22 protein-coding genes are annotated in these 21,955 nt (G+C 66.4%); 4 read left to right on the forward strand and 18 right to left on the reverse strand.

Annotation, left to right across the window (positions count from 1 at the left end; all coding sequences use genetic code 11):
* Nucleotides 1–22 precede the first annotated feature (22 nt).
* Nucleotides 23–1,552, forward strand: coding sequence for a sigma-54-dependent Fis family transcriptional regulator (locus tag TGR7_RS17920; RefSeq protein WP_012639120.1), 1,530 nt, complete (start codon nt 23–25; stop codon nt 1,550–1,552).
* A 205-nt stretch (nt 1,553–1,757) separates the two neighbouring features.
* Nucleotides 1,758–2,315, forward strand: a complete 558-nt coding sequence (locus TGR7_RS12910; protein ID WP_041443077.1) for an OsmC family protein — start codon at nt 1,758–1,760, stop codon at nt 2,313–2,315.
* A 74-nt stretch (nt 2,316–2,389) separates the two neighbouring features.
* Here the strand turns inward: TGR7_RS12910 and TGR7_RS12915 are convergent, their stop codons facing one another.
* The 3 genes from TGR7_RS12915 to TGR7_RS12925 form a co-directional block, all read right to left on the reverse strand.
* Entirely contained in the window at nt 2,390–2,863 is a 474-nt protein-coding gene (locus tag TGR7_RS12915) for a cyclic nucleotide gated channel beta (protein ID WP_245522985.1), read from the reverse strand.
* A 121-nt stretch (nt 2,864–2,984) separates the two neighbouring features.
* Nucleotides 2,985–3,986 (reverse strand): carboxypeptidase-like regulatory domain-containing protein, encoded by a 1,002-nt coding sequence (locus TGR7_RS12920; protein WP_012639123.1) that lies wholly within the window; start codon nt 3,984–3,986, stop codon nt 2,985–2,987.
* 124 nt (nt 3,987–4,110) lie between these two features.
* Nucleotides 4,111–5,148, reverse strand: coding sequence for a GlxA family transcriptional regulator (locus TGR7_RS12925; RefSeq protein ID WP_012639124.1), 1,038 nt, complete (start codon nt 5,146–5,148; stop codon nt 4,111–4,113).
* A gap of 113 nt (nt 5,149–5,261) precedes the next feature.
* Here TGR7_RS12925 and TGR7_RS12930 point away from each other — a divergent pair, with 113 nt between their 5' ends.
* Together TGR7_RS12930 and TGR7_RS12935 are read left to right on the forward strand one after the other, a co-directional pair.
* Complete coding sequence (locus TGR7_RS12930) at nt 5,262–6,353, forward strand: class I SAM-dependent methyltransferase (protein ID WP_012639125.1); 1,092 nt, start codon at nt 5,262–5,264, stop codon at nt 6,351–6,353.
* A gap of 98 nt (nt 6,354–6,451) precedes the next feature.
* Nucleotides 6,452–7,708 carry an MgtC/SapB family protein gene (locus TGR7_RS12935; RefSeq protein WP_012639126.1) on the forward strand — a complete coding sequence of 419 codons (1,257 nt, stop codon included), beginning with the start codon at nt 6,452–6,454 and terminating at the stop codon, nt 7,706–7,708.
* Nucleotides 7,709–7,773: 65 nt separating this feature from the next.
* Here the strand turns inward: TGR7_RS12935 and TGR7_RS17925 are convergent, their stop codons facing one another.
* From TGR7_RS17925 to TGR7_RS13005, 15 genes are all read right to left on the reverse strand, one after another.
* Nucleotides 7,774–8,034 carry a hypothetical protein gene (locus TGR7_RS17925; protein ID WP_281054568.1) on the reverse strand — a complete coding sequence of 87 codons (261 nt, stop codon included), beginning with the start codon at nt 8,032–8,034 and terminating at the stop codon, nt 7,774–7,776.
* A gap of 137 nt (nt 8,035–8,171) precedes the next feature.
* Nucleotides 8,172–8,405: a serine dehydratase beta chain gene (locus tag TGR7_RS17930; protein WP_081434296.1), complete on the reverse strand. Its 234-nt coding sequence runs from the start codon at nt 8,403–8,405 to the stop codon at nt 8,172–8,174.
* Between the two features lie 61 nt (nt 8,406–8,466).
* Nucleotides 8,467–9,429, reverse strand: coding sequence for a calcium/sodium antiporter (locus tag TGR7_RS12945; RefSeq protein WP_012639127.1), 963 nt, complete (start codon nt 9,427–9,429; stop codon nt 8,467–8,469).
* Between the two features lie 2 nt (nt 9,430–9,431).
* Entirely contained in the window at nt 9,432–11,582 is a 2,151-nt protein-coding gene (gene mdoH / locus TGR7_RS12950) for a glucans biosynthesis glucosyltransferase MdoH (protein ID WP_012639128.1), read from the reverse strand.
* On the reverse strand, nt 11,572–11,826 hold the full coding sequence (locus TGR7_RS12955) for a hypothetical protein (protein ID WP_012639129.1): 255 nt from the start codon (nt 11,824–11,826) through the stop codon (nt 11,572–11,574). The genes mdoH and TGR7_RS12955 overlap by 11 nt, the downstream gene beginning before the upstream one ends.
* Nucleotides 11,823–13,325, reverse strand: coding sequence for an OpgD/OpgG family glucan biosynthesis protein (locus TGR7_RS12960; RefSeq protein ID WP_222702407.1), 1,503 nt, complete (start codon nt 13,323–13,325; stop codon nt 11,823–11,825). The genes TGR7_RS12955 and TGR7_RS12960 overlap by 4 nt, the downstream gene beginning before the upstream one ends.
* Before the next feature lie 199 nt (nt 13,326–13,524).
* Nucleotides 13,525–13,848 carry a hypothetical protein gene (locus TGR7_RS12965; RefSeq protein WP_012639131.1) on the reverse strand — a complete coding sequence of 108 codons (324 nt, stop codon included), beginning with the start codon at nt 13,846–13,848 and terminating at the stop codon, nt 13,525–13,527.
* A 41-nt stretch (nt 13,849–13,889) separates the two neighbouring features.
* On the reverse strand, nt 13,890–14,225 hold the full coding sequence (locus TGR7_RS12970; RefSeq protein WP_012639132.1) for a 4a-hydroxytetrahydrobiopterin dehydratase: 336 nt from the start codon (nt 14,223–14,225) through the stop codon (nt 13,890–13,892).
* A 154-nt stretch (nt 14,226–14,379) separates the two neighbouring features.
* Entirely contained in the window at nt 14,380–14,832 is a 453-nt protein-coding gene (locus TGR7_RS12975) for a DsrE family protein (RefSeq protein WP_012639133.1), read from the reverse strand.
* Nucleotides 14,833–14,986: 154 nt separating this feature from the next.
* Nucleotides 14,987–15,430 carry a YaiI/YqxD family protein gene (locus tag TGR7_RS12980; RefSeq protein ID WP_012639134.1) on the reverse strand — a complete coding sequence of 148 codons (444 nt, stop codon included), beginning with the start codon at nt 15,428–15,430 and terminating at the stop codon, nt 14,987–14,989.
* A 27-nt stretch (nt 15,431–15,457) separates the two neighbouring features.
* Entirely contained in the window at nt 15,458–16,456 is a 999-nt protein-coding gene (locus TGR7_RS12985) for an HDOD domain-containing protein (RefSeq protein WP_012639135.1), read from the reverse strand.
* A gap of 213 nt (nt 16,457–16,669) precedes the next feature.
* Nucleotides 16,670–17,407, reverse strand: a complete 738-nt coding sequence (locus TGR7_RS12990) for a MipA/OmpV family protein (RefSeq protein WP_012639136.1) — start codon at nt 17,405–17,407, stop codon at nt 16,670–16,672.
* Nucleotides 17,408–17,548: 141 nt separating this feature from the next.
* Nucleotides 17,549–17,971, reverse strand: a complete 423-nt coding sequence (locus TGR7_RS12995; RefSeq protein WP_012639137.1) for a GNAT family N-acetyltransferase — start codon at nt 17,969–17,971, stop codon at nt 17,549–17,551.
* Nucleotides 17,968–19,674, reverse strand: coding sequence for a GGDEF domain-containing protein (locus tag TGR7_RS13000; protein WP_012639138.1), 1,707 nt, complete (start codon nt 19,672–19,674; stop codon nt 17,968–17,970). Before TGR7_RS13000 ends, TGR7_RS12995 begins: the two co-directional genes overlap by 4 nt.
* Nucleotides 19,675–21,954 (reverse strand): putative bifunctional diguanylate cyclase/phosphodiesterase, encoded by a 2,280-nt coding sequence (locus TGR7_RS13005; RefSeq protein ID WP_012639139.1) that lies wholly within the window; start codon nt 21,952–21,954, stop codon nt 19,675–19,677.
* Nucleotide 21,955: the final 1 nt, after the last annotated feature.

Below are 21,955 nucleotides of genomic sequence, written 5' to 3' on the forward strand. Positions count from 1 at the left end.
TATCGTGGACTAGTGAATCTCCATGTCCGCACCCGTTGATCACACTGTCCTGCAGGCCATCGCCAACGGCGTCGCCGCCGAGACCGGCGAGGCCTTCTTCGACGCCCTGGTCCAGCACCTGGCCGGCGCCCTCAATGTGCAATCCGCCTGGGTCACCGAATGGCACCCGGAAGCATCACGCCTGCGCGCCCTGTCCTTCTGGTCCAGGGGCCGATTTGTGCCCGACTACGAGTACCCCATCCACGGCACCCCCTGTGAAGCGGTGATCAGCGGGCAACGTCTGGTGGTGGTGCCGGAGCGGGTGGTGGAACTCTACCCGGATGACCCGGACCTGCCCGGCCAGGACGCGGTGAGCTACATGGGCATGCCCCTGCGCGATACGGACGGCACGGTGCTCGGCAACCTGGCCGTGCTGGACAGCCGGCCCCTTGAGGCGGATGCCACCTGCCAGGCGGTGTTCGGCATCTTCGGCGCCCGGGCGGCCGCGGAACTGGCCCGCCTGCGCCGGGACCGCAGGCTGCGCGCGCTCAACGACGAGGCCGCCGCCCTGCGCGCGGAGCTGGGCAGCCTGCGCGGCTTCGAGGAGATCCTCGGCGAGAGCGCCGCCCTGCGGCGCCTGCTGGCGGACATCGGGCGCGTCGCCCCCAGCGAGGCCACGGTGCTGATCACCGGCGAGACCGGCACCGGCAAGGAACTCATCGCCCGGGCCATTCATCGCCACAGCCGGCGCAGTCAGGGACCGCTCATCAAGGTGAACTGCGCCGCCATCACCGCCACGCTGCAGGAGAGCGAATTCTTCGGTCACGAGAAAGGCGCCTTCACCGGTGCCGCCCAGCGCCGGGACGGACGCTTCAAGCTGGCCGACGGCGGCACCCTGTTCCTGGACGAGGTGGGCGAGATGCCCCTGGACCTGCAGGCCAAGCTCCTGCGGGTGCTGCAGGAGGGTGAGTTCGAGCCGGTGGGCAGCGGGCGCACCGTGCGGGTGGACGTGCGCGTGATCGCCGCCACCCACCGGGATCTGACGCAGATGGTGCGCGAGGGCGGTTTCCGCGAGGACCTGCTCTACCGGCTCAACGTGTTTCCCCTGCATGCGCCGCCGCTGCGGGAGCGGGGCGAGGACGTGGTGCTGCTCGCCGAGGCCATCGCCACGCGCCTGGCACGCCAGGAGGGTGCGACCCTCGCGCCGCTCTCCCCGGCGGACCGCGCCCGACTCAAGGCCCACCCCTGGCCCGGCAACGTACGGGAACTGGAGAACGTCATTGAACGGGCCTGGATCACCGGCACCGACACCCCGGACGGACGCGTGCTGAACCTGGTACGGGCACTGCCGGGCTCGGAGGTCACGCCCCGCACCCCCGGCCTCGCGGCCGATCCCGACGCGGTGTTCACCGCCGCCGAGATGCTGCAGATGGAGCGCAGCAACATCGAGCGCGCCCTGGTCAGCTGCCAGTGGAAACTCTCCGGGGTGGGCGGTGCGGCGCGGCTGCTGGGCCTGCATCCCAACACCCTGGCCTCGCGCATGAAGTCCCTGGGCATCCGGCGCCCCGACTGAACCGGGTCTGAGTCACGAGATCCCGTGGGAATCGGGCCTTCCCGGCGCCTGTCACGGGATATCGTGACACTCAATCCGCCCCGATCTGTCGCAAGCCTTTGAATACACGAAGCTTCGCTCCGTGGCACGGCGGTTGCACCTGTGAAGACGTGGTCCACCCGGACCCGACATTCACAAGTCAACCCCGAAGGAGATCGTCATGGACATGCAAACCCGCACCACCATCAACGGCCTGGACAAGCAGCAGATGATGGACACCATCGCCGCCATCCAGGGTCAACCGGCACTGGCCCAGTTCCGCTTCCGCGCCCGCAACCGATGGGTCAGCGGCGGCGAGAACCGCTCCAGCATCCGCGACTTCTACGGCGCCGGCGCCGAGGACAGCTCACGCACCGAGGCCTTCGAATTCACCAACGGCGAGCCGCCGGTGCTGCTCGGCCACAACGAGGGCGCCAACCCGGTGGAGTACCTGCTGCACGCCCTGGCCGGTTGCGTCACCACCACCCTGGTACTGCACGCCGCGGCCCGGGGCATCGAGATCCGGGAACTGTCCACGGAGCTGGAGGGCGACATCGACCTGCACGGCCTGCTGGGCCTGGACGAGGGCGTCGTGCCCGGTTACCGAGAGATCCGCATCGGCCTGCACGTGAAGGCCGACTGCCCGGACGAGGAACTGGACGCCCTGATCGAGTACGCCAAGGCCCACTCGCCGGTGTGCAACACCGTGTGCCGGCCGGTGCCGGTGGCACTGCGCCGGGTCTGAGTCTCACCACGAAAAAGGGGCGGCGTGTCACCACGCCGCCCCTCTCACGCAAACATCAGATTTCTGAGCGAGGCTTACTCGCCGGAGCGATCCCAGAAGCGCCACCACTTCCTGCGGTGCTCTTCCCGGGCCGCCTGGCCCTGCTCGGAGCCGCGGCCCAGTTCACGCTGCTCCTGCTCCATCACGCGCTCACGCTGCTGTTCCATGCCCCGGTTGTCCTGGGGACCGGCGCCGTTCTGACGCTCCTGGGTCTCCTGGCGGATCTGCTCCCGGGCGCGCTCGGCCTGCTCCTTATCGGCCTCGTTCTCGCGCACCTGCTCGCGAACCCGCTCCTCGACACGCGCGGGATCATCCTGGGCCTGACCACGGCCGGCACCTGCGCCGCCCATGCCGCCACCCATGCCGCCACCCTGGCCCTGGGCGAGGATCAGGGCGTCACGCGCCTGTTCCATGCCCTGCCCCGCGCCACCGGGACCCGCGGCCCACAGGGGCGCGGCCATCAGGGCGGTGCCGAGCAGGGCACCGATCATCACTGCGGATCTTTTCATCTTCATTGCATGGCTCCTCTTGCCAGGAAAACAGGGCGCTGTTCCGCGCCCATTAATAAAATTGTGAACTGCCGCCGCAGGAATATCTGAAACCTTCATTCCAGAATCACGTACCCGCAGCTCAAGGGTGTGTTGCCAGGAAATTCTGATCCGCAACGTCTGCCCCGTTGATCACGACAGGACCCGTCCAGCCATCCGGACTGAGGCTGAAGTAGTTCCATATATCCCTGGCCAGCACGGTGTAGCTGCCATTGGGCAGGGCAAGCCGGTAGGCGCCGGTGTTGTCCGTGAATTGGGTGACATCTGTGTCGGATGCATCGCTCACATTCACCATCATGCCGGACAGAACGCCGCCGGACTCGAGCTGGACGAGACCCGAGAGGAACCAGGCGGGGGTGGAGAAATCCAGATCACTCACATCGGCACCCTGGGGAATCACCGTCTGCTCCTCGGGCGTGAAGTCGTAGGGGATCGGCGAGGACGGGGTGATGGTGTAACCCATGTTGCTGCGCGCGCAGCTGAAGCGATAACTGCCATCAAGAGAGGTCACGGTACGGCGCGTCGTGCTGCCGTCGGACAAGATCAGATCAATCTGGGACTCCCGGAAAGACAGGCCGATACCCGCATCCGTTTTTACGGTGCCCGACAGGCTGAAGCTGCGCTCCGGGTGATCGATGGTGAGGGTGTCCGTGCCGGTACGGCCATCCGGGTCCGTGGCCGTGATCCTGATCTCGTTGAACCCCACCTCCATGGGCACCGTCGCCCACCAGACATGATTGCAGGGCACGGGCGTACCCAGGATGTAGCAGATGCTGGCACTCTGCGTGGCCGGCCCGCTCTGCCCGGTGGCCGCGTTGTACCAGGTGACCGTGACACCAGTGATCACACTGCCATCAAAACCCACCGCCGACCAGTCGGGGCTGATGAAGGCCTCGCCGAACAGGTAGGCCTCGTTGCAGTAGTCCGTGAAGCTGGGATCGGTGGTCGGCGAGGTGATGGTCACCCAGCCGCCGCTGGGAAGCGGCGGCTCATCATCGCCACCGCCGCCGCCACATCCTGACTGTAGGAGCAGAACACCCAGGCACAAAGCCAGGGCAGACAGGGAACGAATGGGGAAACCCACGGCGCCGGGTCCTCGGAGGTCAAGTCAGATCAGGGAAGCCGTCAGAGCTGCAACGGGGAGAGATCAAGCATCCAGGGGCACATCATTTCCCCCGGGGATCAGCGCTGTCCATTGGACCAAGGTACTACTCGATGCCGTAGACCCGCCCCAGGTCCCGGAAGCGCTGCCGGTAACGGGACGGCGTCACGCCGGTGCGGCGCTTGAACAGGCGGCGGAAGAAGGCGGCGTCCTCGTAGCCCACCGCCCGGGCCACGTCGTCGGTGGGCTGGTCGCTGCTCTCCAGCAGCTGCTTGGCCTCCTCGATGCGCAGGGTCTGCACGTAGTCCACCGGCGCGTAGCCGGTGGCGGCGCGGAAGCGGCGTGTGAAGGTGCGCTCGGTCAGGCCCGACAGGGCCACCATGCGCGCCACCGGGTGGGGCTCGTCGTAATGCTCGGCGAGCCAGGTCTGGCAGCGCTCGATCACCGCGTCCTCGTGGCGCCGCGGCCGGATCATGGCGGAGAACGGCAGTTGCCCCTCGCTGCGGTCGCCGATCAGGAACAGCTTGGCCATGCGCACCGCCTCCGCATCGCCGCAGTAGCGCCGCACCAGGTACAGGGCCAGTTCCTCCCAGGAGGCCATGCCGCCGCAGGTCACCAGCCGGTGATCCGGCCCCGCCGGTGACAGGATGCGTTCGGGCCGCAGCTGCACCGCCGGGTAGTACTCGGCGAACAGGCCGGTGGCGCTCCAGTGGCTGGTCGCCTCCTGACCTTCCAGCAGACCCGCCTCGGCCAGCACCACGGAGCCGGTGCACACCGAGCACACGGTGGCACCCGCCTCGTAGGCCTGGCGTATCCAGTGCGCGGCCTCTGGCCAACGGCCACGTGGATCCTCATAGGGCGGGAGGTTGAGGTCGGTGATGATCACCACATCCGGGCGTGGCCATTCGGCGAAGCTGGCCTGGGGGGTCAAAGGAAGGCCCACGCCGCACTCAAACGACTGCCTGCTCGCGGCGACAATGCGCACCGACAGCGGGCTGGCGCTGACCGCCTCGCCGGTGAACACCGGCCAGGCACGGCCTGCAGCGCCGAGCACCTCGTAGAGGCCATACAGAGCCGTGGGCGTGCTCTCGGGCAACGCCACCAGGCACACGTTCACCGTTGCGGGTGCTGGGCGGGTCTCCATGCACGGGAATATGGCCGGAAAGGCCCGCTTGTGTCCATTGCGCCTCTCATCACGGTGGCCTCGCCGGCCCATGCTGTCTCCACGCCAGACTGATACCGGAGGAGCACAGCGCCATGAACCAGACAGCCCAGAAACTCGATACCGCCTACGACCCCGAACGGGCCCAGGCCTTCGCGGACCGCATCGCGCAACTGATCAACGACGGCGCCGTGGCCGTGATGATCTCCCTGGGTCATCGCGCCGGGCTGTTCGAAGCCCTCGCCAGCCTGCCGCCCAGCGACAGCCACACCATCGCCCGGCGCGCAGGCCTTGCCGAACGCTACGTGCGCGAATGGCTCGCCGCGCTGGTCACCGGCGGCATCGTGGACTACGACCCGGCCACCCGCCGCTATGCCCTGCCCGGCGAACACGGCGCCTGCCTGACCCGCGATGCGCCGCTCGGCAACCTGGCGGTCTACGCCCAGCACGTGGCGCTCATGGGCCAGGTGCAGGACCACATCCTGGAACGCTTTCGCAGCGGCGATGGCACCCGCTATGAGGACTACCCCTGCTTCCATCACATGATGGCCGAGGACAGCGGCCAGACCGTGGTGGCGCAGCTGTTCGAACAGATCCTGCCGCTGGTCCCCGGCCTGCGGGAACGTCTGGAACGGGGCATCGCCGTGCTGGACGCCGGCTGCGGCCGGGGTGAGGCGCTCATCGCCCTGGCCCGGCACTTCCCCGAGAGCCGCTTCACCGGCTACGACCTGTGCAGCGATGCCATCGAGGACGCCGCCCGCGCGGCACGGGATGCGGGACTGGACAACCTGAGCTTCGGGGTGCGCGATCTCACGGACTTCGACGAGCAGGCGCGCTACGACCTGGTGACCTCCTTTGATGCGGTACACGACCAGAAGGCGCCTGCGGACCTGATCCGGCGCCTGCACCGCTCGCTGCGTTCACAGGGCACCTACCTGATGCAGGACATCGGCGGCTCGGCGCAGCTGGAGAACAACCTGGACTTCCCCATGGCCGCGTTCCTGTACGCCATCTCCTGCGTGCACTGCACGCCGGTCTCGCTGGGACAGGGCGGCGAGGGGCTGGGCACCATGTGGGGCTGGGAGACCGCCGAGGCGATGCTCATGGATGCGGGCTTTGACAGGGTCACGCGCCACGTACTGCCCCACGACCCCATGAACGTCTGGTTCGTGTCGCACAAGGGCTGATTGCGGATGCTCATGGGGCCGGGCGGGATCCACCCTGCCCCTCGGCGTATCGCAATGCAGCACCCGCATGAAGGGCAGGCCCATGCAATAATTACTGAATGGATGAACTTGCACCCTTCTACACACTCGCCATCTCGCTGGCCTTGGGGTTGCTGATCGGCCTTGAGCGTGGCTGGCATGAACGCGAACAGGCCGAAGGGCACCGGGTCGCCGGGATACGCACCTATGCCCTCATCGGCCTGCTGGGCGGAGTCTGGGGCCTGTTGTCACAGGAACTCGGGAATCTCCTGCTGGCCATTGCCTTCACGGCCGTGGCCGTTGTGCTGGTCGCCGCCCATGCCATCAGCCAGCGCGAGGATCCGGATATCGGCATCACCGGTGTCATCGCCGGTCTGCTCACATTCGCCTTCGGCGCCATGGCAACACTCGACCTGATTGCCCCTGCGGCCGCCGGCGCGGTGGTCACGACCCTGTTGCTGGGCATCAAGCCGACACTCCACGACTGGGTTGCCCGGCTGGAGCGCAGGGAACTGCTCGCGACACTCAAGCTGCTGCTCATCTCCGTGGTAATCCTGCCCCTGCTGCCGAACGAAGGCTACGGCCCCTGGTCGTCACTCAATCCGTATCGGATCTGGTGGATGGTGGTGATCATCGCGAGCATCTCCTTTGCCGGTTATTTCGCCATGAAGATCATCGGCGAACGCAAGGGTATCCTGTTCACCGGGCTGTTCGCGGGCCTGGCTTCGTCCACCGCCGTCACACTCAATTTCTCCCGTCTGGCCAAACAAACCAAAAACAAGGAGAACGTCTTGGCGGCAGGCATCCTGGTCGCCTGCGCCACCATGTTCCCGCGCATCCTCGTGGTCAGCGGTATCTTCAGCTGGACGCTGGCAACGACACTGCTGGCCCCCGTTCTCGCCATGGCATTGGTGACCTATACCGCCGCATGGCTATTCTGGCGCCGGGGAGAAGATAGCGCCTCCAGTGGCGAGACCCGCCTGAAGAACCCCTTCGAACTCAGGCCTGCGCTGAGCTTCGCGGCGTTGCTGGTACTGATCATGCTGCTGTCCAGGGCGCTGTCGGATCAATTCGGCGACCTGGGTATCTACCTGCTGGCCGCCTTCTCCGGGGCCTCGGATGTGGATGCCATCACCCTGTCGCTGGCCGACATGGCCGGCACCGACCTGAACACCTCAACCGCGGCGCTGGCCATTCTGATCGCCAGCTTCAGCAACTCGATGATCAAGGCAGGTGTGTCGTTGGGCATCGGCGGGACAGCCCTGGGTGCACGGGTCGGGCTGAGCCTGCTCACGGCGGTGATTGTCGGCTATGCCGCCTGGTGGTTTGTTTCCTGAAGCCGGGATACGCAACCGCATGCCCAGCACTCAGTAAAGCCCACCGCCAGTCCGCCAGGCGATGTCTACTTGAACTTGGAAGACATCTCCTGACCGGCCTGCTGCATGGGGACGATGGAGAGTCCGCTGGCATCGTCCATCTCAAGCATGCAGCGGGCGGAATCGATACCCAAGGGAAAGTCCTGGCGCAGGGGTGCGACGGTCTGGTGGATCTCCGACATGGTATGCACGAAGCCACCGCCGATGGAGAAACAGGGCTCGCCGAGCACCACGCTACATGCGTGATCGCGCAACTCGGACAGCAGGCCATTGGGACACTGCGGCAACAATTCGCCCCGGTCTAAGACGATGTCCGATCGGCCACGAAACCCACGTCTTTGCGACCCCCCATGGGAACGGCCGTGGCCACGCGCAGACGCGCCACTAGGTCATCCATGTTCTCGTCTGCCACACCACGGGGGTTTTAACCATGAAACCGCCCCAGCAGCACCGCCCGATCCGTGGCGTGTCCCTGCCCTGTGTAGGCCAGAGAGCCCTTGAGCACGCAGCGCAGCGACAGCCCCTGAAGGCCGGGCTGGTCGGCGAGCTGCTCGCGGATGCGTCTGGAGAATGCGCCGGCGGCCACCATGGGCCCCATGGTGTGTGAACTGGAGGGCCCGATACCGATCTTGAACAGGTCCAGCACGCTGATGAACATGGCGACCTCCTGTAGCAGACTTTGGGGCGCCCATACCTGCCCCGAGCCTGGCACCCCGGATTCAGGCGAAGACCGTGAAACTGGCCACCAGGTAAGCGATGTAGGCCGTCAACAGCACGCCGCCTTCCAGGCGCGACAGTCGCATGCCCGTGTAGAGGAATAGCATGAGCAGACCGGCCGAGGCGAGCATGACCCATTGATCGAAGGCCAGGACCCGGGCATGCACCGGCAGGGGCTGCAGCAGCGCCGAGACGCCCAGGATGCCCAGCAGATTGAAGATATTGCTGCCGAGGATGTTGCCCACCGCCACGTCCGCATGACGCCGGATCGCGGCAATCACCGAGACCGCGAGTTCCGGAAGCGATGTGCCCACCGCCACCAGCGTCAGGCCGATGACCGCTTCCGGAATACCCAGCTGCGCTGAGAGATCCACGGCGCCTCTGAGCAGCAGACGGGACCCCACCACCAGGCACACAAGGCCGAGCACCAGGGCCATCACCACTGCCGGGATGGAACGGGGCAAGAGGGAAAGCTCCTCGGCCTCCTGTGCATGAACCTGCGCCGCAGGTGAATGCGCCCGGGACTCGGTTCGGTAGGCGAGAACAAGATAGACCGCCAGACCACCCAGCAGGATCACCGCATCGGTTCGCGCCAGCGCGCTGCCCCAGACCAGGAGCAGGAACAGCAGACTCGCCAGGATCACCGTCATGCCATCTCGCATCAAGGCGGAACGCCGCGTGGCGAGCGGAGAGATCAGGGCACACAAACCGAGGATCAACAGGATGTTGCCGATATTGCTGCCCACCACGTTACCGATGGCGATGTCGGGCTGCTGATTGAGCGCAGCGTCCACAGAGACCACCAGCTCCGGCGCCGAGGTACCGAAGCCCACGATCACCAGTCCCGCCAGCAGGGGGGAAACCCCGAGCCGCTTCGCGGCCGCCAGGGCGCCGCGCACCACCGCCTCACCCCCCAAAGTGAGGAGCCCGATACCCGCCAGGATGAGCAGCACGTCAACGAGCATGATCAAGACCGCTCCGAGATGACCGGGCCGTCCGTCCCGGCCTCCGCCTCATGGCTGTGCGACCAGGTGCGAATGTAGCGCGACAGTGCCTGCCCCCACCAGGCATCGGGCGAGGACTTCCAGGCCCGTTCATGCAGCGTCGCCAGCGCGCCGGCGTCATCGCCGAGCTGACACAACTCCTTGCGGCTCAGCGAAGCGGGACCCTCGGACAGGCAGCGCTCCAGGAGCACCCGCAGGTGACGTACGCGTGCACCGTGTCGGACCGTGCGGCAACAGGCGCGATGCATCCGGTTGACCTGCGGGTCGAGCACGGCCCGTTCGAAGGCAGGGGCCCCGTCCCCGGGGAGCAACGCAGGCGCGTCTTCATGGGCCCCCATGGGACGAGGATGGGCGACACGCAGCAGGCCCCGCTCATGCAGCCAGCGACCGGCCCGGACGCGCCCAAGCAGGACCGAGGTCGGGGCGGCAAGCATCAGAGGCACGGCCACCGGCAAGGTCCAGTAAAAAAATGCAGGATCGAGCCACCAGGCAAAACCGGCCCAGCCCAGCGCCAGCAGTGTACCGGGCGCCTGATTGGCGAAGGCGTCGCGCCATCCGGTCTCATCGCTGCGGTTCTGGCCCGCCCAGCGCAGGGTGGTGTTGAACAGTGCCTCCAGCACATAGCGGGTATGCGCCAGCATGCGGATCGGCGCGAGCAGTGCGGACACCAGGCTCTCCAGCAGGATGCTGGCAGTCAGGCCCGCCGCGCCACCATGGGCATGCTGGCGCCTGTCGAGCAGCGCATCCGATGCCGCCAGCAGCTTGGGAAAAAACAACAGCAACAGGGTCACACCCACCAGGGCAAGCGCGCCCACCGGATCCCATTCCGGCCAGACGGGAAACGGGCTGTAAGGGACCGGGAAATAATCGATGGGCAGCAGCGTGAGGCGTGCCGCGGCGATGGTGGTCAGCACCAGGAAGGCAAACCACAGGGGCGAGGCCAGGTAGGACATGACGCCGTTGAGCAGGGCCATGCGGTGCGCCAGCCGCAGACCCGGCTCGGTCAGCAGGATCCAGAGGTGCTGCAGGTTGCCCTTGGCCCAGCGCCGGTCGCGGGTCAGTTCCTCCACCAGGGCGGGCGGCGATTCCTCGTAACTGCCGGAGAGTCCCGGTTCCAACCAGACCTCCTGGCCGGCGCGTCCCATGTAGGCCGCCTCGACGAAGTCGTGGCTGCTGATCGGCCCGCTGAACAGACCCGGGCCGTTGAGTTTTCTCAGCCCGCAATGGGACATGAAGGCCGCGTTGCGGATGATGGCATTGTGTCCCCAGTAGGCCGCTTCGCCCAGCTGGTAGGCCGCCAGGCCGCTGGTGAAGATCGGACCGTAGACCTGGCTGGCAAACTGCTGCACCCGGGCGAAGGGGGATTCGGCGTTGGCGATGGCCGGGCTGGTCTGGAGGATGCCCACGCGCGGCTCCCGCTCCATGAGGCGCACCATGTTCACCAGGGTCTCGCCTGCCATGAGGCTGTCGGCATCCAGCACGACCATGTAACGGTAGGCACGGCCCCAGCGGCGCAGAAAATCGGCGATGTTGCCGCTCTTGTAATGCAGGTTCACGGGGCGACGGCGATAGAACAGGCGCCCCTCCGCACCCAGTTCCCGGCACAGGCGATACCAGGCCTCCCGTTCCGCAAGCCACACCTGCGGATCCCGGCTGTCGGAGAGGATGAAGAAATCAAAGGCGTCCAGGGCACCGGTCCGCTCCAGGGACTGGTAACAGGCGCGCAGCCCGTTGAGGGTGCGCTCCACGGGCTCATGGTAGATGGGCATCACCACGGCCGTGCGCGCCAGCGGGACGGCTTCGAGCGTCGCCGGCGGATGCCGGTTCAGCAGTGACCAGCGGTCCCCGCCCCGGCGCCGCAGCACGAAGCCGGTCACGGCAATCCAGAAACCCACCGAGATCCAGGCAAACAGCAGGGCGAACAGCACCAGCAGGCCGACCTCGACCGGGTTGCCGCCGTGGTAGGGCAGAACACCCTTGAAGTGGATCGTGGCGTAGACGGTCTGCGCGAGCACGACCGTGGTCAGACTCAGACGCCTGAACAGCGCGACCCGGCGCCAGGCCGGTCTGCTGCCGGGTTTGTCCTGCCCGGTTTGCCCGGGATCATGGCGCATATCCGAGACTGCCTCGCCGCAGTGCGGGACACAGGGGCGGGACGCCGGGCTCCGGCGCGGGGAAGCGCGCGGGCAGTCGATCCATGACCCTCTCGAGCAGATCCTGCTCACCCTCTGTTTCCGCCAGCGCCTCCTGGATCAACCCGAGCAGGGAGATCATCACCTCCCGGCTGAGCGGTATGCCGCTCAGTCCCAGGTAGGCCAGCCCCCGCGCCAGGGCCTGTTCGCTCAGGGTCGCGGTCATCGCCGCCGCCCGGAGATCAGGATGTCGTTGTCCGGCGGCAGGCGGTAGGTCCAGGTCTCGGTCACGGGCTGGCCATCGTGGGCCAGGAAGGCACGCAGCGACAGGGCACGATCCCGGGCCGGCCTGGCCAGCAGCGACAGCCGCCAGGCCTGTGCCGCCGGGTTGTATTCCACGAAGTGCTCGATGACCTCGCCGCCATCCAGGGCCGTGACTGAACTGCTCAGCGTCGCCGTGGGGCGCAGCCTGTCCAGCGGACCCCCGCGAAAATCCACGACGACCCGGTAGGCCCCTTCCACGTTGCCGCCACCGATGATGCTCCCGTCGCCCACGAAGGTGTTCACGGCCTGGCCAGTGGGGCTGGGGGCCACCCCCGGCCCGCCGATATCCAGCTGGTAGTCCAGACGCAGGGACGCGCCGGGTGCCAGCGGTTCGGCGGGGCTCCAGAACGCCACCATGTTGTCGTTGGTTTCCGTGTTGGTGGGCAGCTGCGTGAGGACCACGCGTCCCGGTCCCCAGTCACCCCGGGCCGTCACCCAGGCGCTGGGGCGCTGGTCGTAGCGGGCGCCCAGGTCCTGGTAGTTGTCAAACCGGGTGTCCCGTTGCAGCAAACCGAAACCGCGGACCCCCTCGGTCTGGAAGACGTCCATCTCCAGTCGCCGGGGGTTGATCAGCGGGCGCCACAGCCACTCGCCGCTGACCCCGTCATGGATCAGCAAACCGTCGGAATCATGCACCTCGGGGCGCCACTCGCCGACGGGGCGGGCGGTGTTCTCGCCATAGAAGAACATGCTGGTCAGCGGCGCGAGCCCCAGCAGTTCGATCCTGTCCCGTGCGAACACCACGGACTTGACCTGAATCCGGGTACTCTCGCCCGGCGTGACATCAAACTGGTAGGCCCCGGTGACGCGCTTGCCGTCCAGCAGGGCATAGAAACGCATGCTGTCGGCCTGGGGCGAGGGGCGCACCAGCCAGAACGCGGTGAAGGACGGGAATTCCTCGCCGCCGGGAAGGCCGGTGTCAACGGCAATGCCCCGGGCGGACAGCCCCCAGGCATTGTCCCTGCCCACACCGCGAAAATAACTGGCGCCGGCGAACACCAGGAACTGGTTCTGCTCGCCGCGGGCCTTGAGGGGGTAGGTCAGCTTGAAGCCCGCATAGCCCAGGTTCGGCGGAACGCGCTTCTCCAGCTCCGGATTCGAGAAGTCAAAGTAGGACTTGCGATACGGCAGCCGGTGCACGCCCTCGGCATCCACCACGTGTATCTCGACCGGGTGGGTGTAGAACAGTCCCGGCGGGAACAGCATCACCTGGAAACGGGAATTGCTCTCCCGCCATAGGCTGCGCGCCTCGTCGAAACGAATGCCCTGATAGGCATCGTAGTCGAGTTCCCGCATGAAACGGGGAATAGGGGTGGGCGGCACGTAGGCCTGGCCGGCCAGTTGCTGAGCCCGGGCCACTACCTCCTCGAAGGCGAAGGCATCGACCCTGCCAGCAGCCAATATGAAACAGAGACACAAGAGCAAGGCGAACACTGGCCGGGGCACCCGGCCAGACAAAAAAGCACGAACAATGGACCCAGACACCATAATCTGATGCGCCCCTCCCCAGGGCCCTGAGAAAACCGCAATTTTTACGGCGGCACTAGCTTAGACCATCCGCGGGGATGCGCATACTGGGGAAGGCTCAAGGAAGGACGCGTCAGCGGTAATACACCTCGCTGCTGGACACCTCCCCGGAAGTATCCAGCCGCAGGCAGTCGATGTGCGGGGCGCGGCTCAGGATGTAGGCGGCCATGACGCGGCCGAGGTTGTGGTCTTCCTGTTCCAGGGCCGTGAGCAGCTTGTCGCCGACGATCTTGATGCGGTCCTCGACGCTGGGCTCGGCCACCCAGTCTCGGCCCATCTGCCAGCCGCCGTCCATGTCCCGGTCCATGCGGTCGAACACCTCGCCGGCGCCGGCGATGATCTCGTCGGGCACGTTCAGGGTGTACTCGTCCTGGTCGATGATGACCTTCAGTTCCATGCTTGCGTCCTGTGGGTGATGCGGGCGGTCCTGTCGCGGTATCAGACCAGGGCGTCGGTCTTGGCCGCCATGATGTAGTCGTTGCGGTGCAGGCCGCGGATCTTGTGGGACCACCAGTTCACGGTCACCTTGCCCCACTCGGTGAGGATGGCGGGATGATGGCCGGCGGACTCCGCCAGCTCACCCACCCGGTTGGTGAAGGCCAGGGCAGCGACGAAGTTGTCGAACTTGAACTGGCGCTCCAGCTGCTTCACGCCGTCAACCTCCACCACCTTCCACTCGGGCACTTCCTGGCCCAGGGTCTGCATCTCCTCCTCGGTCACCGTCGGCGCGCCGACGCGACAGGCCTCACAGGTCTCAGCGGTCAATCCAGCCATGGTTCGTCTCCTCGGGAAATCGCTCAATTTAGATACCATAGCAGACGCGCGAGATGCAGACACCGCCCCCGATGGGGGAGACAAAGCCCACAGGATGCGTACAGGAAAGGGAGCGCGCGCCGGGCGGGACTTCATCCTGCCCGGCGCCAGGGTTTCAGGGACGGATCAGCACGTAGCCCTGTTCCGTGAGGTCGATCATGCGCACCACGCCAGCGTCCACCTTGACGGCGTTGGCGTTGAGCTCGGGCTCGTAGCCCAGGGTGCGGGTCATGTTGGAGAAGGTGTTCAGGCAGGCGGCGAAGCGCACGCCGCTCTGCTCCGCCATGCTGTTGATGCGCTCGTCATTGGGATTGCCCTTGATGAGCATGTTCAACCCAGGCCCGAAGGCCACGATCTCCACGTCCACCTTGTCGGGCCCGTAGTGACGGATCAGGTTGTTGGCCACATTGAGCACCAGGGTCTGGCGCTGCACCGAGTCCTCGCTGATCTGCAGGACCACGCGCTTCTCGGCAAAGGGCTTGGCCTCGGTATCGGCGGCGAAAGAGACAGCGGAAAAAGACGCGACCAGGAAAACCAGCAACAGCAGGGAAACGAGACGGCTAGGCATACGGGAAAACCTCGCATGTAAGGGATGATTCAGCATTCCATGCCAGGGCGGACCGCAGATGAATACCGGGCTTTCGAAGTCTGATCATAAACGTACTGACGGCCCGTGGACTACGGAATATTGATCCGTGCACCGGCGTCGCCGGGCCCCGCATTCAACGCTTGGCAAGCAGCCGGTCCAGCTGATTGGCGAAGGCCTGGCGGTCCTTCTGGTTGAGCGCCGGCGGACCGCCGGACTGGATACCGCTGGCGCGCAGGGTGTCCATGAAGTCGCGCATGTTGAGCCGCGCGCCGATGTTCTCCCGGGTGTGCAGCTCGCCCCGGGGACTCAGGGCATGGCCTCCCTTGGCGATCACCTCCGCCGCCAGGGGGATATCGCTGGTGATCACCAGGTCGCCCGCGCTGACACGCCTGACGATCTCGTTGTCCGCCACGTCGAAGCCCGCAGAGACCTGCAAGCTGCGGATATGGGGGGACGGCGGCACCTTGACCGGCTGGTTGGCCACCAGGGTCAGCGCCACGCCGGTACGCTGCGCGGCACGGAACAGGATCTCCCGGATCACCCCGGGACAGGCATCGGCGTCCACCCAGATCTTCATGCCACGCCGGGCCCCTGGATGTGAAGCTCAGCCATGTGCCGCGCCCTGGCACCAGCCCTCGGCGTAGTCCGGCAACCGCTGACGCAGGGCCGCCAGTCGCGCCTGGTCCAGCAATCCCGCCTGCGCCAGGACACAGGCACGCATGAGGCTGACGGCCTGTTCAAGCATGGCCGCCTCCGGATGGCTGCAACGCGCGCCCGTCCGGCAGGAGAGCACGTGGGCCGTGTGCTCGGGCAGTCCCCAGTGACGCACGATGGCGACCGTGTAGCGTCGTGACAGGGATTCCAGGCCGCTGAGAAACGCCCCGCTGGGCACGGCAGCGGTCAGGCTGCCCACGCCCCTGAGCAGGGCCATCAGGCCGCTGGCATGGGTGAGCCCGGCCAGGTAGAGCGCGAAGCCATGGGCCGAGCCTGTCCTGCTCGCCGCCAAGCGCATGGCCATGGCCACGTCCAGGCTCTGGGACCAGAGCCCCTTGACGGCCTCCCCGTCCAGGCGACGATCACGGTTGAAGTTCACGATGGGGCTGATGGCGGCGGCGGCGATCACCTCACGCATGCCGGAAAGGCCCAGGATGACCACCGCCTGTTCCAGGCTCTCGATGGGCTCCCGGCGCACCCGCAGGGCCGGCCCGTTGACCACGCCGAGCACGTTGGCGGCGAACACCGGATCGGTCTCCAGCAGGGCGGCCAGCGCCCGTGCATTGCCCTTGCCCGGATCATTGATGGCAGCCAGCAGGCGCGGCATCAGCGACGGCAGGCGCGGCACCTGTTCCAGCAGACTCGCGTGCCTGGAACGCAGCTCCTCATCGCGCTGCCGCAGCCAGGCGGCCTCGTCCTCCCGCAGGGCGGCATCGGCATCGACGGCGGCGCGGAACAGCCTGGCCAGGTAACGCAGCTGGATCTCGGCGTCTTCGGGGACGGCGGCCGCAGCCGGCGCCGCGCCGCTCTCCGGGGCCTGCGCGCGCGCAGCCGTCAGCGTGAACCCCTCGGGCTCCGGTTTGTGTTTGCGTCTGAACCAGGAAAACATCGACCCGCCTACCCCCACCAGGCCCGCTCCAGGGCCCGCCCCCAATGGCGCTTGTTTGGTGAAGACTATAGCGCGAACAGGTCCTGAACCGCAGCAAGCAGGCCCTGCGGCACATCCCTGAAAGGCGGGTTCAGATCCGGCCTAGGACCGGACACAGGCAATGCCCCGAGCCGGGCGGAGCTCTAGACCGGGGATTCGGTAGGCAATCCGGTTTCAGAACCGGTAAGAGACCCCGAAGATGGCGATGGCCCGGTGACGGTCTTCGGTCAGCGGGCTGTCGGCCACGCTGTCGCCGTAGCGGGTGCCTGCGAGTACGCCCTGGAATGACACCCGCGGTGTGATGGGCGCCACCATGCGCGCACCGTAGACCAGGTTCCAGACATCGGAGCCCGAGTAGGCGGGCCTGCCGGAGACGGCCTCGGCATCACGCACGCCGTAGTAGTAGTCCACGAGATCCGCGCTCATCCATTCCACGCCCGCGTAGGGCACGAACAGGAGGCTTCGCATGGAGCCGAACACGTAGCCCACCGTGCCCGTGACCGTCTGGCCATCGTTGCGGCCCAGGGCATCGGTGGTGGCGAGCGCGGTGTACTGCCACGGGCCCACGCGTACGGTGTGGCGCAGGCCCGCGTCCAGGGAATTGCGCCGCGAAGTCATGCCCTCCAGGAAGGGATCGTCCGTGCCCTTGAAACCGTCCAGCCGGGGACGCGCGAACAGGGTGGTGCTGTGCTGTTGCGTGTCGTACAGGCGCACGCCGGCCTCGATGCCGCGGAAATAGACCCGCTCGCCGGAGTAGGTGATCAGGGGCACCACGAAGGGATCGCTGTCGGCGCCCTTCTGGATGGCGTCACGGGCGATGACGCCCACGCCCAATTCCCATTGGGCCTGGACCTGGGGAATGGTCAGCAGCAGGGTGAGCATCGCCCATATCAAGGTGCGTGGGTGGGTCATGGTGAGATCCTTTAAGGAAGGCAGTGGCCGTCTTTGTCGACAGATTGGGCAGTCTTACCTTCCCAATGACAGTACAACGGCTGGACAGTTCAAAGGGTCCGGCCCGTCATAGCAACAACGCAGCTCCGGATCGGCCAGGGATCAGTCCAGGCGTTCAGCAAAGTGCAGGCTGGTCATCTGCAGCCCCTCGCGCAGGTAGAAACGGTGGGCATCCTCGCGCTGCACGCCCGAATCCAGGTGCAGCTGGACGCAGCCCTCGCGGCGGGCCTCGGCGCGCAGCCAGGCGAGCATCCGGGTCCCGTAGCCCCGGGAACGGGCGCTCTCCAGGGTCACCAGGTCATCCACGTACAGGTGTCTCCCCCAGGCCAGGTTGTCTCCCAGGCGATAGCCGGCCACGGTCACCACCTGGCCATCCGCCTCGAGCATGGCGAGGCGATAGCCGCCGGCCTGCTGGCGTCGCACCCGGGCGATGAAATCTTCCGGATCAAGCTGAGGGCGAAGCGCGCGCATCACCGGGTAGCAGGCGACCAGATCGGCCTCTTCGCTGGCGTGACGGATGTTCATGACGGGCTGCCGATGGCCCGCGTGATGACCCGGTTGCGTCCCTGGCGCTTGGCCTCGTACAGGGCGCGGTCCGCCAGGGCCATGGCCACGTCGAGCCCGAGCATGGCGGGATCGCAGTCGGCGATCCCGGCGCTCAGGGTCACGCTGAGATCCAGGCCCGTGTCGCAGTGCATGACCCGGGTACGGATGCGTTCCACGATCTCCCGGGCATGGGCCACGCTCACGTCCACCAGCAGCAGGCCGAATTCCTCGCCGCCCAGTCGGCCCACCAGGTCGGCATCGCGCAGTTCCTTGACGAGCACGCGGCTGACCAGCTCCAGGATGCGGTCCCCCGCGGCGTGGCCGTGGGTATCGTTGACGTCCTTGAAGTGATCCAGGTCCAGCATGGCGACGACCGTGGCGTAGCCGGCGCGCCGCGAGCGGCCCAGTTCCCGCTCGGCGGCCTCGAAGAAGCTTCGCCGGTTGGCGAGCCCGGTCAGCGGGTCGGTGGTGGCCAGGTGCGCCAGCTGTTGATTGAGGGATTCCAGTGCCGCGGTCCGCTCCTGCACCCGCCGCTCCAGTTGATGCTTGGCCTCCAGCAGGCGCTCCTCGCGGTCGTCGATGCGCTCCAGCATGGTGTTCACGCCCCGGGTGATCACGTCCAGCTCCGAGACCCCGGTGGTGGGCAGGCGACGGAACTCCCCCCGGCTCACGTCGTCCAGCCGGCTGACGATCTGCAACACCGGCCGCAGCAGGCTGCGCTGCATGATCACGCGGGCCACCAGGAAGGCCAGCACCCCGAGCACCACGGCCAGCAGCAGGGCGAATCCCACCGAGCTCATCAGCAGCCGCTCCTGACCGCTGCGGTCATAGGCGACCAGGGTGATGAGACTGTCGGTCTCGGCGCCGTCCGCGTCCACCCGGCGCAGATGCTCATAGACAGCCTGGACGCCGTTGTCCTGCAGCACCACGCGACCGTGGCCTCGCAAGGCCTCCAGCACATGACTGTCGAGGCGGCGCCCTTCCCGCCACAGGGACCAGCCGCCGTACTCGGTGGCGATGAACAGGTCGAAATCCGTCACATGCCCATTGTCCGCGGTGCCCAGCCGCAGCAGGTCCCCGAACAGGAACTGGTCCATGCGCGGGCTCACCTCGGTCTGCAGGTAGTCGCGCAGGTCCACCGCCGCCTCCAGGATGTAGTCCCGGTCACGGGGGCCGTAGTAGGCGTATTTGTACAGCCGACCGGTGTGGATGGAGGCATTGAACCGGTCCGCGTTGATCTGGCCGCTGCCGTAGAGGCGCTCGAACATCTGTCGCATGCCCTCGCCGGCGGCCGCCAGTTCAAGGCCCAGGTCCGGCGCGAAATTGGTGGCCGCGACACGGCCCGCGCGGTCGATGAGGTAGAGGTAGGAGACCCCATGGCGCTCGCTGAGCAGATCCAGCTGCTCGGGCGTGGCGCCCAGGGGGTCATCGACCATGGCCTCGAGCTCCTCTGCCACCCGGGGCAGGATGCCCTCCAGGCGGCGGTTCAGGCCCTGCTCCTGTTCCGCAAGCAACAGGTCGAAGGCATGGAAACGATCCCGGAGCTGATCGTGCAGCCTGGAGACATGCGCATCGCTGCTGGCCACCAGCTCCCTGTACATCGACAGGGCCACCACCAGGGCCGTGCCCAGGGAGGCCAGCAGGATGGCCAGAAACAGCAGGATGCTCAGCTGACGTCGCACTTACCTGCCCCCTGGAACCCTAACAGCACTCGACGCGCTGTCCGGCGCCGCTTGCCGGACTGAATCCGCGTGTAAGCGCTCCAGCGAGACGGGGTCCAGGGGCCTGGCATAGCGATATCCCTGCAAGCGCTCACAACCGATGGCCAGCAGATAGTCTTCCTGCTCTTCGGTTTCCACGCCCTCGGCCACCGTGGCGAGCCCCAGCCGGTGGGCCATGGCGATGATGGTTTCCACGATGGCACAGTCACCGGGATCCCCCGGCACATCCTTGATGAAGGATCTGTCGATCTTGAGCATGTCGATGGGCAGCTGCTTGAGGTAGGCCAGAGACGAGTAGCCGGTGCCGAAGTCATCGATGGCGATACGCACCCCCTGCTGACGCAGGCGCAGCAGTACCCTGCGGCAGGCCTCGTAGTCCTGCATGAGCACGTTCTCCGTCAATTCGATCTGCAGGTGTCTGCCTTCCAGACCGTGCTCGTCCAGGGCCTCGAACAATCCGTCCACGAATCCGGGGTCGAACAACTCGATCCCCGAGGTGTTGATGGAGACGTAATCCAGCTCCATGCCCCGCTCGCGCCAGAGGCGGAACTGCCCGATGGCCGTGCGGGCCATCCACCCGCCCAGCGGCAGGATGAGCTTGGTCTCCTCGGCCAGGCGGATGAAACTGCAGGGCGCTATCTCGCCCCGCTCCGCATGCCGCCAGCGCGCCAGGGCCTCCACCGCCACCATCCGGCCCTGTGCCAGATCGATCACCGGCTGGTAATGCACCTGCAGCTGATTTTCACGCAAGGCCTGACGCAGCGCAGTCTCCAGCGCCAGCCTTTCGTCGACGGCCTCGGCCAGGTCCTGGCTGAACTTGCAGAACCCGTCGCGCCCGAAGTCCTTGACCCGGTACATGGCGGCATCTGCATTCTTCAACAGGGTCACCGGGTCTTCGCCGTCCTCCGGGTAAAGAGTGATACCGATGCTGCAACCGATGTGCAGTTCGGTCTCTTCCAGGAAGAAGGGCTGTCGCATGGCATGCACCAGCTTCTCGGCAAGCAACTCCGCCTCGCCGGCGTTATGAATACCCTCGACCAGCACTACGAACTCGTCACCGCCCAGGCGGGCGATGGTGTCCGACTTGCGCACCAGCCCCCGCAACCGCCTGGCCACCTGCACCAGCAGCCTGTCGCCAAGCTGATGACCCAGGCTGTCGTTGATGGTCTTGAACCGGTCCAGGTCGATGAACAGCAGGCCGAAGTGCGCCTGGTTGCGCACCGCCCAGTCGATGGCATGCTCGAGCCGTGCCGTGAACAGCAGCCGATTGGGAAGCTCGGTGAGCGGGTCGTGGTGGGCCAGAAAGTCCAACCGGCTCTGGGTCTCCTTGATGGACGAGATATCGGTGACGATGGTGATGTAGTGACTCACCGCGCCCTGGGTGTCGCGCACCACGCTGATGGTCTGCAGCAAGGGAATGACGCGGCCGTCACGGGTACGATCCAGGATCTCGCCCCGCCAGTGTCCCCGGACCTCCAGCGTCTTGCTGATATCCGCATAGAAGGCCGCATCATGATGGCCTGACTTGAGCATGCGAGGCGTCCGGCCCAGGAGTTCCCCGTCGCTGTACCCGGTGATCCGGCAGTAGGCCTCGTTGACCTGCAGAAAACGCATTCTGCTGTCGGTGATGGCGATCCCTTCCGCCGTGCTCTCGAAGACCTTGCCATACAGACCAAGGCTTGCCTCCGTCTTCTTCTGTTGCGTGACGTCGAAACAGATGACCACCTTCTTGATGCTGTTCTGATGGGCGTCGGTGATATCGGAGACGATGATCTGAAGATGACGGCCGTCCACCTCTATCGTCTGTCCACGCCCCCTGCCCGACATCACCTGCTGCTGTATTTCCCTGTCGCAGGGACACAATTCCGCCAGCGGTCTTCCGATCAGCATCTGGGCATCCAGATCTCCGAACAGCCACTCCCGGGCCTGCCGGTTGCAATCATCGATGCTGCCATCGTGGTTGACCACCACGACGGCGGCATCCATGGAATCGAAAATGGCCCGGATCTCCTGACGCGCCACATCGAGTTTCTGATTGGTGTCATGGAGGTGGGAGAGGATCTGCCCGAAGGCATCGCTGACGATGCCGATGGGATCCAGGTCGATGAGGGTGCGATCATCCAGCTCTTCAGGGCGCAGCGGCAGGGTGCCGATCAGGGTCAGCATCTGATCGATCTTGGCCCGGATATAGGTGATCGCCTTGTAGTACTCCGACTGGTAGTCCATTCCCACGCCGCTCACC

The sequence above is a fragment of the Thioalkalivibrio sulfidiphilus HL-EbGr7 genome (assembly GCF_000021985.1).
In the GTDB taxonomy this organism is placed as follows: Bacteria; Pseudomonadota; Gammaproteobacteria; order Ectothiorhodospirales; family Ectothiorhodospiraceae; genus Thioalkalivibrio_A; species Thioalkalivibrio_A sulfidiphilus.

Coding starts and splice junctions, on each gene's coding strand:
- TGR7_RS12945 (WP_012639127.1), bottom strand. CDS start 9,429: ATGCTCGTTGACGTGCTGCTCATCCTGGCGGGTATCGGGCTCCTCACT.
- TGR7_RS12965 (WP_012639131.1), bottom strand. CDS start 13,848: ATGGAACTGAAGGTCATCATCGACCAGGACGAGTACACCCTGAACGTG.
- TGR7_RS12985 (WP_012639135.1), bottom strand. CDS start 16,456: ATGTTTTCCTGGTTCAGACGCAAACACAAACCGGAGCCCGAGGGGTTC.
- TGR7_RS12930 (WP_012639125.1), top strand. CDS start 5,262: ATGAACCAGACAGCCCAGAAACTCGATACCGCCTACGACCCCGAACGG.
- TGR7_RS12995 (WP_012639137.1), bottom strand. CDS start 17,971: ATGAACATCCGTCACGCCAGCGAAGAGGCCGATCTGGTCGCCTGCTAC.
- TGR7_RS17920 (WP_012639120.1), top strand. CDS start 23: ATGTCCGCACCCGTTGATCACACTGTCCTGCAGGCCATCGCCAACGGC.
- TGR7_RS12935 (WP_012639126.1), top strand. CDS start 6,452: ATGGATGAACTTGCACCCTTCTACACACTCGCCATCTCGCTGGCCTTG.
- TGR7_RS12990 (WP_012639136.1), bottom strand. CDS start 17,407: ATGACCCACCCACGCACCTTGATATGGGCGATGCTCACCCTGCTGCTG.
- TGR7_RS17930 (WP_081434296.1), bottom strand. CDS start 8,405: ATGTTCATCAGCGTGCTGGACCTGTTCAAGATCGGTATCGGGCCCTCC.
- TGR7_RS12975 (WP_012639133.1), bottom strand. CDS start 14,832: ATGCCTAGCCGTCTCGTTTCCCTGCTGTTGCTGGTTTTCCTGGTCGCG.
- mdoH (WP_012639128.1), bottom strand. CDS start 11,582: ATGCGCCATGATCCCGGGCAAACCGGGCAGGACAAACCCGGCAGCAGA.
- TGR7_RS12970 (WP_012639132.1), bottom strand. CDS start 14,225: ATGGCTGGATTGACCGCTGAGACCTGTGAGGCCTGTCGCGTCGGCGCG.
- TGR7_RS12955 (WP_012639129.1), bottom strand. CDS start 11,826: ATGACCGCGACCCTGAGCGAACAGGCCCTGGCGCGGGGGCTGGCCTAC.
- TGR7_RS12915 (WP_245522985.1), bottom strand. CDS start 2,863: ATGAAAAGATCCGCAGTGATGATCGGTGCCCTGCTCGGCACCGCCCTG.
- TGR7_RS12925 (WP_012639124.1), bottom strand. CDS start 5,148: ATGGAGACCCGCCCAGCACCCGCAACGGTGAACGTGTGCCTGGTGGCG.
- TGR7_RS12910 (WP_041443077.1), top strand. CDS start 1,758: ATGCAAACCCGCACCACCATCAACGGCCTGGACAAGCAGCAGATGATG.
- TGR7_RS12980 (WP_012639134.1), bottom strand. CDS start 15,430: ATGAAGATCTGGGTGGACGCCGATGCCTGTCCCGGGGTGATCCGGGAG.